Annotated in this window: 13 protein-coding genes; 7 read left to right on the top strand and 6 right to left on the bottom strand. The window is 57.3% G+C overall.

From position 1 onward, the window contains the following. Positions 1-17 precede the first annotated feature (17 nt). The 5 genes from AC0V61_RS05940 to AC0V61_RS05920 form a co-directional block, all read right to left on the bottom strand. Positions 18-1,421 carry an exopolysaccharide biosynthesis polyprenyl glycosylphosphotransferase gene (locus AC0V61_RS05940; protein ID WP_486156347.1) on the bottom strand — a complete coding sequence of 468 codons (1,404 nt, stop codon included), beginning with the start codon at positions 1,419-1,421 and terminating at the stop codon, positions 18-20. Between the two features lie 117 nt (positions 1,422-1,538). Next, a complete protein-coding gene (gene holA / locus AC0V61_RS05935) occupies positions 1,539-2,579 on the bottom strand; it encodes a DNA polymerase III subunit delta (RefSeq protein ID WP_486156346.1) in 1,041 nt (346 codons plus the stop codon). 13 nt (positions 2,580-2,592) lie between these two features. Beyond that, positions 2,593-3,108, bottom strand: coding sequence for an LPS assembly lipoprotein LptE (gene lptE, locus AC0V61_RS05930; RefSeq protein ID WP_486156345.1), 516 nt, complete (start codon positions 3,106-3,108; stop codon positions 2,593-2,595). Beyond that, complete coding sequence (gene leuS, locus AC0V61_RS05925; RefSeq protein ID WP_486156344.1) at positions 3,108-5,627, bottom strand: leucine--tRNA ligase; 2,520 nt, start codon at positions 5,625-5,627, stop codon at positions 3,108-3,110. Before leuS ends, lptE begins: the two co-directional genes overlap by 1 nt. A 104-nt stretch (positions 5,628-5,731) precedes the next feature. Further along, the gene (locus AC0V61_RS05920; RefSeq protein WP_486156343.1) at positions 5,732-6,187 is read right to left on the bottom strand and encodes a DUF3576 domain-containing protein; all 456 of its coding nucleotides are present in this window, start codon (positions 6,185-6,187) and stop codon (positions 5,732-5,734) included. Positions 6,188-6,598: 411 nt separating this feature from the next. Here AC0V61_RS05920 and AC0V61_RS05915 point away from each other — a divergent pair, with 411 nt between their 5' ends. The 7 genes from AC0V61_RS05915 (at position 6,599) to AC0V61_RS05885 (ending at position 10,870) form a co-directional block, all read left to right on the top strand. Further along, positions 6,599-7,429 (top strand): hypothetical protein, encoded by an 831-nt coding sequence (locus tag AC0V61_RS05915; RefSeq protein ID WP_486156342.1) that lies wholly within the window; start codon positions 6,599-6,601, stop codon positions 7,427-7,429. A gap of 114 nt (positions 7,430-7,543) precedes the next feature. Next, the gene (gene phbB, locus AC0V61_RS05910; protein ID WP_486156341.1) at positions 7,544-8,266 is read left to right on the top strand and encodes an acetoacetyl-CoA reductase; all 723 of its coding nucleotides are present in this window, start codon (positions 7,544-7,546) and stop codon (positions 8,264-8,266) included. Between the two features lie 25 nt (positions 8,267-8,291). Then, positions 8,292-8,687, top strand: coding sequence for a RidA family protein (locus tag AC0V61_RS05905; RefSeq protein ID WP_486156340.1), 396 nt, complete (start codon positions 8,292-8,294; stop codon positions 8,685-8,687). 239 nt (positions 8,688-8,926) lie between these two features. Continuing rightward, entirely contained in the window at positions 8,927-9,508 is a 582-nt protein-coding gene (locus tag AC0V61_RS05900) for a PilZ domain-containing protein (protein ID WP_486156339.1), read from the top strand. 38 nt (positions 9,509-9,546) lie between these two features. Beyond that, positions 9,547-10,416: a hypothetical protein gene (locus AC0V61_RS05895; RefSeq protein ID WP_486156338.1), complete on the top strand. Its 870-nt coding sequence runs from the start codon at positions 9,547-9,549 to the stop codon at positions 10,414-10,416. A 20-nt stretch (positions 10,417-10,436) separates the two neighbouring features. Then, positions 10,437-10,646, top strand: a complete 210-nt coding sequence (locus AC0V61_RS05890) for a TIGR03643 family protein (protein WP_486156337.1) — start codon at positions 10,437-10,439, stop codon at positions 10,644-10,646. Continuing rightward, positions 10,643-10,870: a ribbon-helix-helix domain-containing protein gene (locus tag AC0V61_RS05885; protein ID WP_486156336.1), complete on the top strand. Its 228-nt coding sequence runs from the start codon at positions 10,643-10,645 to the stop codon at positions 10,868-10,870. The genes AC0V61_RS05890 and AC0V61_RS05885 overlap by 4 nt, the downstream gene beginning before the upstream one ends. A gap of 172 nt (positions 10,871-11,042) precedes the next feature. Here the strand turns inward: AC0V61_RS05885 and murA are convergent, their stop codons facing one another. Beyond that, positions 11,043-12,326 (bottom strand): UDP-N-acetylglucosamine 1-carboxyvinyltransferase, encoded by a 1,284-nt coding sequence (gene murA, locus AC0V61_RS05880; protein ID WP_486156335.1) that lies wholly within the window; start codon positions 12,324-12,326, stop codon positions 11,043-11,045. Between the last annotated feature and the right edge of the window lie 117 nt (positions 12,327-12,443).

The following is a 12,443-nucleotide window of genomic DNA, read 5'->3' as shown; positions in this document are numbered from 1 at the left end:
CGTTCTCGCGTTAAAACCTAATACGCATTCTCGTGGCTGAGGACCAAGGCGGTCTTGAAGACGATCTCAACATCACGGCGAAGCGACCAGCCCGAGATATATTCCAGGTCAGACTGAAGGCGATCTGTAAGATCGCTTTCTTTCTCTGTTGCGCCCCGGTGCCCGCGCACTTGTGCAAGGCCAGTCAGCCCCGGCTTCAAGCAGTGACGACGCCAATATTGCGCATCGACTTCCCAGAAAAACTTGTTGTTCGCGCGGCTTCCAAGAGCATGCGGGCGAGGGCCCACAATCGACATATCACCTTTGAGCACATTGATTAGCTGTGGCAGTTCATCGATACTGGTCTTTCGAATAAAGGCGCCAATGCGCGTGATCCGATCATCCTCGCGTCCCGTCGAACGAGCGCCTTCGGCATCATTCTTCTCGACTTTCATCGAGCGGAATTTGAACATGTTAAAGAAGGTGTTGCCCCGGCCCATGCGGCGTTGGACGAAGAAGACGGGGCCGCCATCTTCGAGCTTGATAAGCAGCGCGGTGAGCAAGAGCAGCGGCGAAAGCACCAGCAGCGCCCCGCCAACAATCGCTGTATCAAAGAGCCGTTTCGAGATGCGCGAGCGTAGTTTCAATGGCCCGTTTGAGACCACCAATGTGGTGCGATCTTGGCTTTCGTAGTGCTGCACACCCAAAGCGCCCAACTCATGTGCTGGTTCGCTTACGATCTCACCATGAACACCGGCAGATTTCAGCAAGAACGCCCACTGTGCGCGGCGCTCGCGCGGACAGCTGACCACCACCTTGTCCTGGTTTTGCAGAAGCTTGCCGAGGCGATCGAACATGAAGGGATCGTGGCTTGTCGGATCGAGCGCGTAATCAGAGGCTTTGATAACTTCGCCTTTAGTGGCCAAAAAGCTCGATCCGCCGTCATCGATCACGAGCTCGTTGGTTGTGCGCCCTTCCCAAAAGCGGTCGATAAACATGATCAGTATGCGCCTGAAGGTGACCAGAGCAATGGCCGATAAGATCAAACCAATCGTCACCGAAACGCGGGAAAATTCTGCGTTCGACTTGGTGTAAAACGCGAGGAAATTGACAAGCGCGGTTGAGACCAAAAGAGCGGTCAAAACGCGCTTTGATGCAAACAACCAATCGCCCAGCGATGTGCCGCCATAACTGCCATTATAAAGAGCTATGGTGAAGAACACTGGTAAAAGTGTCTGCACCGCAAGCATATTGCTGGGGATCCACCAACTTCCAAGATAGATGAGGCCAGCCAGCGCGAATGCCAGATGCAGTAGTGTCGCATCGACGATCATCATGACTGCAAAGGCGCGCAAACGGCGCTTTTCCAGCGATGGTGCGATTGGTCTCGCTAGTTTTTCCGACTGCGCTGCGTCAAGCAGCACGCTGGTCTGTTCATTCATGTCTTAACGTTTGCCCCTGCAAACACCCCTAACGCTGCACCGTTAATATCTCTTAGCGGTTTTTACGTAGCAGGGGAATTTTTTGCAGGTGCGAAAAGTCACACTTGTCCGAAAATGCTACCGTTTGGCAGCAAATCTAGCGATTTCGGCGAGGTCTTGGGCGAGCAAAAGTTCGGCGGCCTGACTGTTGGCAAGAAGGCTTTGATGCAGCGCGGTGAGGCGCGGGATCAGGCGGTCGAGCTTGACCCGCGGCCAGCGGCTAAGCTGTTGGCGTATTTCGCGTTCTTCTTTCCAGAAGATGCCAAGCTGGGCCTTTTCGCCTCTGCCAAGCTGGTCAAAATTACCGCGCGAACCCAGTTTTGCAGTGATCTGCGTTAACTGTGTCGCGCGCCTTTCCAGCGCCAGTAAAAGGCCTACGGGATTGATCCCAAGTTCCTTCATCCGTTTGAGTTCTGGCGCTAATTTTCCAAGTTCACCGCCAAGCACTGCATTCACAATGGGGCCAAAGCCATCATCCTCTGTGGGAGCCCCAATCTCGGCAAAATCTTGAGGGGTGGCAGACTTTGGATTTTGCGAGGAGGCGTCGAGGTAAAGCGCCAATTTGTCGACTTCGGACTGCGCCAAACGCACATCAAGGCCGCTTGCTCGGGCGATTCGCTCAGCCATGTCGCCTCCGAGTCGCAAGCCTGCTGCATCGGCCATCACCCTCACCGCTCCCGCAACGCTTGGCAGGTCGGGTGGGTAAAACATGGTAACAAGGGCGTCCGAACGCTTCTCGAGAAGTTTCGCGGTGCGTGATTTGTCGGTCGCGGAGGTCGCAACGACCACCACCGGGGCCGATTCGCCAGCGCCCGCATCGCTTGTTTCGACCAGCGCCTTTAGCGCGTCGTGCGCTTCTTCACCGGTAACGCGGGCAAGGATGTGGCGGCTATCTCCAAATAGAGAGCCAGAGCGGGCCTCGTCTCCAAGCAAGGCAGGATCGCGCTTGAGGTCGCCTCCTGATAGCTCGATCTTCTCGCCGGGGTCCGCCAACGCGGCGATGACTTTGGCTGCAGCGGCGGATGCGCCAGCTTCATCGGGACCGCAGAAGAAAAAGATCGAGGCTTGAGAGGCCGATCGGGGCAGCCCCCGAGCGAATTCGCCGTGCTTTGCTTTCATGGCCGCTGGGCCTTCATTGTGTGGCAGCGCGCTCGCGTTCGCGCAAAGTCAGCGCTACTCGCGTAACCATCCGGCTCGCGACCTCTTGCGCCAAGTTCTCCAGTGCGCGTTGCTCGGCTGCGATGGTTGCATATTCCGACGAAACCACATCAATACCCGCATCCGACCCCGCCGTGGCATCCAGCAGGATCTCGCCTGTCGACAGATCGACGAGCTGATAGCGGGAACGCAGGATACGAAGCTCGCGGCTGATCGTGTCATCGTTGAGCACGCCCAATGCCTCAAGCGCATCGTCTAACCGCACATCTAGCCGGTAGCGGTAGCCACCTTGGTCGCCCGCTGCACCAAGCCGGTCTTGCAGGGCGTTGCGCACCAACCAACCATCGCGGCCAGGTATGGCGGGCACGTCGATTGACGCCAGCCCTTGCGCCACACCGCTCGACGCACCGCCTGAATACAAAGGCTGAAGCCCGCACCCCGACAGGGGAAGTGCAAGGGCGATTGCCATTAAAGTTGCAGGTAGCTTCATCAGGTGACGATATTAACGAGCCGGTCGGGCACGACAATGACTTTGCGAATTTCTGCACCATCAAGTGATCGCTGCACCTTGTCAGAGGCGAGCGCCATGTCCTCCAAATCCTCTTTGGATGCGCCTTTGGGTGCGGTGAGAGTGTCGCGCAATTTGCCCTTGTGCTGGATAGCGATGGTGACCTCGTCCTCGACCAGCATGGCCTCGTCATGCTTGGGCCATGGCGCGTCGGCGATCAGCGCATCTGCGCCCATTTTGGCGTGCGCTTCTTCGGCGAGGTGCGGCATCATCGGGCTCACCATATGGAGCAGCGCGCGGATCGCAAAATTGCGGCTGTCGCTCGGCTTCGCCTTTTCGGTCGCGGCGGTGAGTTCGTAGATGCGCGCAACCGCCTTGTTAAAGGAAAGCGCCTCGATGTCTTCAGCAACGGCAACGATCGCTTGGTGTGCGCGGCGGGCGAGCGACTTGTCTTCGCTTACTGCGCTGTCATCGAGCTGATCGAACAAACGCCACAAGCGTTGGACAAAGCGATAGCAGCCCTCAATCCCAGCCTCGGACCATGGCAAGTCGCGCTCTGGCGGCGAATCGGAGAGCATGAACCAACGCACAGCGTCCGCGCCGTAGTCTCGGATGATGTTGTCCGGATCGACGACGTTCTTTTTCGACTTTGACATTTTGATAACGCGGCCGCGCTCGACTTCTTCGTTCGTGTCGAGGACGAAAGCCTTCTCGCCTTCGACGCGAACCTCATCGGGAGAGAGCCAACCCCGGTCACTCAAACGGTAAGTTTCATGCGTGACCATGCCTTGCGTAAACAGCGAGGCGAAGGGTTCAACACAATCGAACTTTCCGATATGCGCCAGCGCCCGCGTCCAGAACCGCGCATAGAGCAGGTGCAAAATCGCGTGTTCAATCCCGCCGATGTAATGCTCCACCGGCATCCATTTGGCGATTTCTTCTGCGTCGAACGGCTTGTCCTCAGGTTGCGAGGCAAAGCGCAGGAAATACCAGGATGAGTTTGCAAAAGTGTCGAGCGTATCGGTTTCACGCAGGGCCGGCTTGCCGCTGATCGGACAGGTTGTGTACTTCCACGTCGGATGGCGCTCAAGCGGATTGCCCGGCGTATCAAAATCGACATCCTCTGGCAGCTCAACCGGCAGTTGATCGCGCGGGACCGGGACCGGGCCGTGATCGGGTGAGTGAATGATGGGAATGGGGGTGCCCCAATACCGCTGGCGCGAAATGCCCCAATCGCGCAGGCGCCAAACGGTTGTGCCCTTGCCCCAACCGCCGTCCTCGGCGCGCGTGATGACTTCGGCCTTGGCGTCTTCGACAGACTTGCCGTCGAGGAAATCGGAGTTCACGCAAACGCCGTCACCCGCTTCTGCCTCATCGCCCATCGGCGCATCGGCTTCGGACACGTCTTTGGCCACCACGCGGGTGATGGGAAGCTCGTATTTTGTCGCAAACTCAAAATCGCGTTGGTCATGCCCAGGCACGCCCATTACCGCGCCGGTGCCGTAATCCATGAGCACGAAGTTGGCGATGAATACTGGCATAGCCTCACCCGTGAATGGGTGCTTGGCCGTAATATCTGTTCGGAAACCCAGCTTCTCAGCTGTCTCAAGCGCAGCAGCTGTCGTGCCGCCTTTCTTGCATTCCTCGATAAACGACGCGACTTCCGCATCCCCAGCCAGCGCCTGCGCCACCGGGTGATCGGCCGCCACTGCGACAAAGCTTGCGCCGAAAATCGTATCGGGGCGCGTGGTGTAAACGGGTAGCTTCTCACCGCTTGAAAGCTCGAAACTAAACTCAAGTCCCGACGACTTACCGATCCAGTTTTCCTGCATCAGCTTGACCTTCTCAGGCCAATCTTTGAGATCGCCTAGCCCATCGAGCAGGTCCTCGGCAAAATCGGTGATCTTCAAGAACCACTGATCAAGCTTGCGCTTTTCAACCTCTGCGCCTGAACGCCATCCCTTGCCGTCGATCACCTGCTCATTGGCGAGCACGGTCATATCAACCGGGTCCCAATTGACCTCAGACGAGCGCCGATCAATCAGACCTGCTTCATACATATCGAGGAAGAGCGCTTGCTCATGCCCGTAATATTCCGGGTCACAGGTCGCAAATTCGCGGGTCCAATCGAGCGCAAAGCCAATGCCTTTGAGCTGCTTTTTCATCGCCTCGATATTGGCATAGGTCCATTTGCCGGGATGGACCTTCTTTTCCATCGCCGCGTTTTCCGCTGGCATACCGAAAGCGTCCCAACCCATCGGGTGGAGCACTTCAAACCCGCGCATCTTCTTATAGCGCGCCAGCACATCGCCCATGGTGTAATTGCGCACGTGGCCCATGTGGATGCGGCCCGATGGATAGGGAAACATCTCAAGCACATAGGACTTAGGCTTATCGCTATTGGAATCGGCGGTGAACGTGCCCGCTTTTTCCCAAGCGGCCTGCCAACGCGCATCGGCTTTTGCTGGATCGAATCGTGTATCGGATGGATTGTCGGTCATGGCCAACTCGCTAACGCGCTATAAGACAAGCGCAAGAGGGCGCAGCAATGCCGCCCCCCAATTTCCTGTATCTGCTTTAGTGGGCTCGGGTGAGCCGCAGCGGCTTAGCTGCCCGAAAGCGCCTTACGGCGAAGGTCGCGCGCTTTGGTGAGGATGATGTCCTCAAGTTTCTGCACGGTTGCTGCTTGAACAGGTGCATCAACCCAGTTTCCGCTTTGCGAAACCTGACGGTTGGCTGTCACCCGCAAGGCGTCTGCGCGAAGATCCTGATCAAGGATGGCCACAAAAACCTTCACCCGCTCTTCTGGATTGGAGGGGTTGGCGTACCAATCGGTCACAATCACGCCGCCGTCGCTGTCTGCAGATGCTAGCGGGGCAAAGCTTAGCGTTTCCAGAGCGCCGCGCCAAAGATAAGCATTAACGCCGATAGTATTGATCTGGGCAGCTGCAAGCTCTGTGCGAGGGCGCTCAGTGCCTCCACAAGCGGCAAGCCCTGCTATTGCGGCAGCTCCAATAAGAAGCTTCGTAGCGGTCGGAAATGTGAGTTTTGCGCGTGTCACAGCGAATTTGTGTCCCTCTAAACGTCGAGCCCCAGCCTTATAAGGGCGCTCTATACTGGGTAAGGGCCATGCTGCAAGCACGCTTACGCAAAGCGCCCAATGATATTCTCGCGATCGGCGCTATCTTAGAGCAGCTTGACGCGAGCTGAATTGTCAATCGGTGCGCAGCCGGACTGCTGCTAGCCCGAGTCGGAAGGGCATTATGTGTGCTGTAGGCCACAGGTGTAAGGTTAACCGGCTCACTTCGCACGGAAATGATTGCCTAGTGGTTTGTCATAATCCTAACACTGTTTAAACGTAGAAGGGCGATAAGAGATGGCTCGTCATCAAAGGTTAAGATAAAACCTGCTCAAAATAAGGTTTGTTTGAGACCGGTCGGTCGAAGACCAGCGCGAAGATAAGGCAAGATTTGTGAAACAGGATCAGATCAGCACAGCAGGCACAAGGGGTGAGCGTAAGCGTGCCTCTTGGTCGCTGCTTGGTCTGGCTGCGGCGCTCACTCTTGCGCTGCCGTCTGCCGGTCTTGCCGTGGTCAGCCTATCGGACGATAATCGTATCGCAGGAACGCCCGCGTTTGATCTGTTCACACCGGCGTCTGTTGATCCTGAGCTAGCCGCGCGCTTTGCAGAAAAAGCGCGGGAACGCGGTGTGCGTTTCACCCCGCTTGGTGCCAACGCTGCGAACACTGATCGCACAGTGACGCTTGCGGTTCGCGTGGACAGCAATATGGCTCGCGCCATTTCGGGTCGCTCTTTGATTGATACAACGTCTGGCAAAGGTGCGCCGATTACAGGTCTGCAAACAAGCCGCTTTAATCTGGGGACAGCGCGCGGTTATCAAAGCTTTGCCCGCAATCAGGCAGCAGAACTTGCGCCATCAGGCCGCACGATCCCCGAGGGAACCTTTGGCGGCATCAGCCAGAACATGGGCCAAGACTTGGGTATGCCGGATCTTGCTGAGTTTGAGCCTGCACAGCCTACCCGCGTTGATAAGCCTAGCCGTCTTCAGCCGCGTATTGAGATTGAAGGCGAACGTACAGCTGGGCGGTCTCGCAACACCCTTGACGCTGTGTCAGCGCAAACCGTGGATGTTGGCGGCTCCTTCCGCCTTTCTCCCAACCTTGACGTAACTGCAGGTGTCCGGCTCAGCCAAGAGCGTGACCGCCTTGATCGGCTCGACCCGCTTACGAACTCTGTGAAAGACAGCCAAGCGGTCTATGTGGGCACCCAAATCCGGTTCTAAACCGTTTCATCCCGTTAGACATTGGTATGCATAGTCGGTCACGGGCAAAGGTTTCGGTTGCCTGACGTTACGGCACGGTTACTCTCGTACCCTTCAGCAATGAGGGAACCCAGCATGAGCAAAGTCGCAATCGTAACCGGCGGAACACGCGGCATTGGCGAGGCCATTTGCCAGCGTCTGAAACGCCAGGGCCACACGGTCATCGCCAACTATGGCGGCAATGATGAGGCCGCTGCCGCATTTACCGATGCGACGGGTATCCCCTCTTACAAATGGGACGTAGGCGATCATGAGGCCTGCCTTGAGGGTTGCGCTAAAGTCGCCGAGGCCCATGGCCCGGTCGATATCGTGGTCAACAATGCCGGCATCACCCGCGATGGCACTCTGCATAAGATGAGCTTTGAGGATTGGAATGACGTGATGCGCGTCAACCTTGGTGGGTGCTTTAACATGGCGAAGGCCACTTTCCCCGCAATGCGCGAGCGCAAATGGGGACGCATCGTCAATATCGGATCAATCAACGGGCAAGCGGGGCAATATGGCCAAGTAAACTATGCCGCTGCCAAATCCGGCATCCACGGCTTTACCAAAGCTCTCGCACAAGAGGGCGCGAAGTTCGGTGTGACCGTCAATGCGATTGCACCCGGCTATATCGACACGGACATGGTCGCAGCTGTGCCAGAGCCGGTGCTTGACAAGATCGTGGCCAAAATACCCGTCGGCCGCCTTGGCCAGGCCGAAGAAATCGCACGGGGAGTTACCTTCTTCACCTCGGAAAATGGCGCGTTCACCACCGGCTCTACGATGAGCATTAACGGCGGCCAGCACATGTATTAATCGCCGCAAATTTGGGGGGACAGCAATGGAAATCAAAACACACAATCCGACGCAGTGGCTTACTCACTTTGGACTCAATCATGCAGTCGAGGTGCGAGGCGGTGAGCGTACGCTCTATTTGTCGGGGCAAACGTCGTCCGATGCAGAGGGCGAGCCGCTACATGCCGGCGATCTGGTGGCGCAATTCAGGGCCGCTTGGGGCGAGCTTATAAAGGCACTGGAGGCCGCCGACATGACACCGGCAAATCTGGTGCGGATGAACATCTACGTTCTCGATGTGCCTGCCTTTATGGACGCCGCAGACGAGATTGTGCCGATTTATGCAGGCTCCGGCGCGAAGCTTTCCGCAACGCTGCTGGGCGTGAGAGAATTGTATCACCCCGATATCATGATCGAGCTTGAAGGTACCGCGGTCGCCTGAGGGGTAACTTAAACACTTCCTTAACTCTGTTCGCCTAGCTTCTCTTAAGGCAGGTTACGAAAGTTTGAACGACGCGGGACAGTTTGCTGCGGTGCGTCAATCACACTTTCGCCAACTCTTTAGGAGTGAGCAGGGTGGAACAGTCGAGCTCAAATAACACAGCGCCGCAGACTTCAGGGCCTGAAACCACAAAGGCAACCTCGGGTTTTAAAAACCGTGCGTCACATCGCGCTGCGCTCATGCTGCGCCGCGCAAAGCTGGTGTGTCAGAGCGGTGAGTATCTCACGCTGATCCGGGACGTTTCGGAAAAAGGCATTGGCCTTGGCTTTTTGCATGATGTTCCGCCAGAGCCGCGAACCTTGCTTCAGCTTGCCAATGGCATGACCTATCCGGTGGAGCGCGTCTGGGCACAGTCGCGTCAGGCCGGTTACCGCTTTGGCTGCACCATTACCCTTGATGAGTTTCTGCGCGAAGACGGCCCACATCCGATTCGTCCTCTTCGATTGAACCTCGAAGGTCCAGTGCGGGTCCAAGACGGCCGCGGGGCTATGGCAGCAGGGCTTGTTGATCTTTCGTGCGAAGGCGCAAAGATCGTGAGCGAAGACGACATCCGAACAAAGGGTCTAATCAGCTTTGAGCTTCCCGGCATGGCTCCGCAATTGGCAAGCGTGCGCTGGAGTGAGGGCGACCACTTTGGCCTCCAATTCCAGCATCCGCTTTCAACCGAGGAACTCGCGCAATGCGCCGCCACGCTTCAGCCGTTTGGCGATGCCAAGAAAAGCCGGTTTGCCAAACTCTTAGCGAAAGCACGCGCGGCGTAGGAGTGACAGGGTAGCCTGCGTGCGGTAACGCTGTGCGCATGTTTCTTGGAAGAACTATCGGTTTGCTTGCAGCTGCGCTTGCGTTTGCATTGCCTGCGAAAGCGACGCCAACTGACGAGCCAGATTATGTTCTCGTCCAACGGTATGAGTACACCAGCAGCGACCTTGAAGAAGAGGGTAACAAAGGCTCTGGCTCAGGGGGCAGTGTTCTGTCCGAACGCATAGTTGCAGCCCGCGATGACGGTGTTGAGGTCCAATATTCCATCCCCGGTGATTTCGATAAGGTTCGCGGCAACGCCATGTGGATGTTCCCGGCGCGCGTTTTTGTCGCGCGCGATGGCGCAAAGACTTTGCTCAACGCTGAGGAGCTAGCGGCTCGAAACAAGCAATGGCTTGAGAAGGCTGAATGGCCACAAGAGGTGTGCGGAGAGTGGATATTCACCTGGACTGCGATCCAAATCCTGTGCGATCCGCAAGAGGTGATCACCCAGATCGAAGCGTATGGAATGCGCCCAGGGATAATCGAGACAGGGGCAAGCATCACGATTGATGACTATGGCGCTGAGCTCACTCTTACACCGGATGGAAGCGACGAGCGCGGTCGGATTTTTACCGCGACCGCGCCAATCGACAGTGAAACGGTCAAGCGCAAGACCGCACAGACCAATGTTATCGCCGCCGGTTTCAGTGGCAATGAAATATCGCTCGAAGAGGCCCTTAAACAAACCGCTGCGATGACGGTGGAAGGGGAGATTAGCGTCACCGTTATCGTCGATAGTGCTGGGCTAATTGTGCAACGCACCGACGCATACGAAATGATAGTTCGGGGCGGCCAATATGGCGATGAACGGCGTATGGGAACTTCTACGGTCCATCGTGTGTCTTACCAAGACTGGCTCGTTGGTTAGACCGAGCCGCAAGGTGGACCATGGCCCAAGAACTCTCCCAATCCGATATCAGCGCAATCATCGAAATGGCGCTTAGCGATCATATGCCTTTTGGCGTGATCGAGGCCGAGTTTGGCCTCAAAGAGCGCGAGGTGAAGGAGCTTATGCGCTCGAACCTCAAGACGGGCAGCTACCGCGCTTGGCGTAAGCGTGTGCGCACATTCTCTGACCGGCGCGAGCATTACAAGTGAGCACTCCCTATCACCCGCCGGTAAAACGCTCGATTGCGATCGAAGGGCACCGGACCAGCATCAGTCTGGAGCCGGTGTTCTGGGATATGCTAAAAGCAGCAGCGGATGAGGCAGCAGTGCCGGTGAGCACGCTAGTGGCCAAGATCGATGCAGAGCGCATCCAATCCGACACCCCGCCGGGTTTGGCGAGCGCTATTCGGGTGTGGTTGGTCGCGCGGAACTAAGCGTCCAAATTGGGTGCCCGCTACGCAGACGTTTTGGCTTGGGTTTCGCATAAAATTGTGAGTGAGCGTGACCCGGCGCGCAGCGACCTTACGGGTCGTGAGCACCGGAAGCGCGCGAGGTTGCAATTTGGAGGCTGACACAACGCGAAGCCTCGCCTTGTGATAAAACACTTTAGTCGTCGACCCGCTCGATATTCGCTCCCAAAAGCTGCAACTTCTCCTCAAGCCGCTCATAGCCGCGGTCAAGGTGATAGATGCGGCGCACGGTCGTCTCACCTTCTGCGGCTAGCGCTGCGATGATCAGGCTCATTGAGGCACGAAGGTCGGTGGCCATCACCTCTGCGCCGGTGAGCTCCGCTGGGCCCTTCACGATAGCCGTGCGGCCTTCGGTGGCGATGTTGGCGCCCATGCGCGACAGTTCTGGCACGTGCATAAATCGGTTTTCGAAGATGGTTTCTTTAAGGACCGAGGTGCCTTCCGCCTTGCAAAGGAGGCTCATCAATTGCGCCTGCATATCGGTGGCAAGGCCAGGGAAAGGCGCGGTGGTAAGGTCGGCGGGTTTCAGCGGGCCATTGGCGCGCACGGTCACGCTCTTCTTATCCGCCTCAACCTCAACGCCAATGGTCCGAAGCGCTGAGAGGGTGGAGATCATATCCTCCTCAGACGCCCCCTCCAATCGCACATCGCCGCCAGTGATCGCTGCCGCACAAGCATACGAGCCTGCCTCGATCCGGTCAGGCATGACTTTGTACGTTGCACCATTGAGGCGTTTGACCCCGTGGATGGTGAGATCGCTTGACCCGATCCCCTCAATCTCAGCGCCCATCGCTACCAGCAGGTTGCACAAATCCACAATCTCAGGCTCGCGCGCCGCGCCTGTCAGGCGGCTGGTGCCATTTGCTAGCACTGCTGCCATCAGCGCGTTTTCGGTTGCACCAACGGACACCACTGGGAAGTCGAAGTCGCCACCTGGCAAGCCGCCCGCGGGTGCGGTCGCTTTCACATAGCCTGCGGTCAGCTCAACCTCTGCCCCAAACGCCTCGAGCGCTTTCAAATGCAGATCAATCGGCCGGTTCCCGATCGCACAGCCACCCGGCATCGACACCGTCGCCTCTCCCATCCGCGCCAGCATCGGCCCAAGCACAAGGATCGAGGCACGCATTTTGCGCACGAGATCATAAGGCGCGACCGTCGAAGTTACCCGCGCCGCTTGATACGTCACAACGCGGCCAAAATCTTCAGGGCGGTTGTTGCCCTGAATGCTCACCGTCACCCCGAACTGGCCCATAAGGTGCTGAAACCCGTCGATGTCAGCAAGCCTTGGCAAGTTGCGCAAGGTCAGCGGCTCTTCGGTCAAAAGCGCGCATGGGATAAGCGTCAGCGCTGCGTTCTTAGCGCCCGAAACCGGGATAGTGCCCGAGAGGCGATTGCCGCCCGTGATAATCAGTTTGTCCATGAAGCGAAGCCTTAACGAAACCACGCTATCACGCAACTGAACAAGGGGCGCCATCCGCAGCATTGACCTTCTTAGCCGCGCAAGGCACGGCTCCCAAAACATATGCAATGGACCAAA

Source organism: Erythrobacter sp. JB1-4 (assembly GCF_057365025.1).
Note: the sequence above shows the minus strand (reverse complement) of the source record. Positions and strands in the feature narration are given on the sequence as shown.

What these genes read in the sequence shown, in the direction of transcription:
- AC0V61_RS05940 (WP_486156347.1), bottom strand. Translation starts at nt 1,421, where the DNA reads ATGAATGAACAGACCAGCGTGCTGCTTGACGCAGCGCAGTCGGAAAAA.
- holA (WP_486156346.1), bottom strand. Translation starts at nt 2,579, where the DNA reads ATGAAAGCAAAGCACGGCGAATTCGCTCGGGGGCTGCCCCGATCGGCC.
- lptE (WP_486156345.1), bottom strand. Translation starts at nt 3,108, where the DNA reads ATGAAGCTACCTGCAACTTTAATGGCAATCGCCCTTGCACTTCCCCTG.
- leuS (WP_486156344.1), bottom strand. Translation starts at nt 5,627, where the DNA reads ATGACCGACAATCCATCCGATACACGATTCGATCCAGCAAAAGCCGAT.
- phbB (WP_486156341.1), top strand. Translation starts at nt 7,544, where the DNA reads ATGAGCAAAGTCGCAATCGTAACCGGCGGAACACGCGGCATTGGCGAG.
- AC0V61_RS05905 (WP_486156340.1), top strand. Translation starts at nt 8,292, where the DNA reads ATGGAAATCAAAACACACAATCCGACGCAGTGGCTTACTCACTTTGGA.
- AC0V61_RS05900 (WP_486156339.1), top strand. Translation starts at nt 8,927, where the DNA reads ATGCTGCGCCGCGCAAAGCTGGTGTGTCAGAGCGGTGAGTATCTCACG.
- AC0V61_RS05895 (WP_486156338.1), top strand. Translation starts at nt 9,547, where the DNA reads ATGTTTCTTGGAAGAACTATCGGTTTGCTTGCAGCTGCGCTTGCGTTT.
- AC0V61_RS05890 (WP_486156337.1), top strand. Translation starts at nt 10,437, where the DNA reads ATGGCCCAAGAACTCTCCCAATCCGATATCAGCGCAATCATCGAAATG.
- murA (WP_486156335.1), bottom strand. Translation starts at nt 12,326, where the DNA reads ATGGACAAACTGATTATCACGGGCGGCAATCGCCTCTCGGGCACTATC.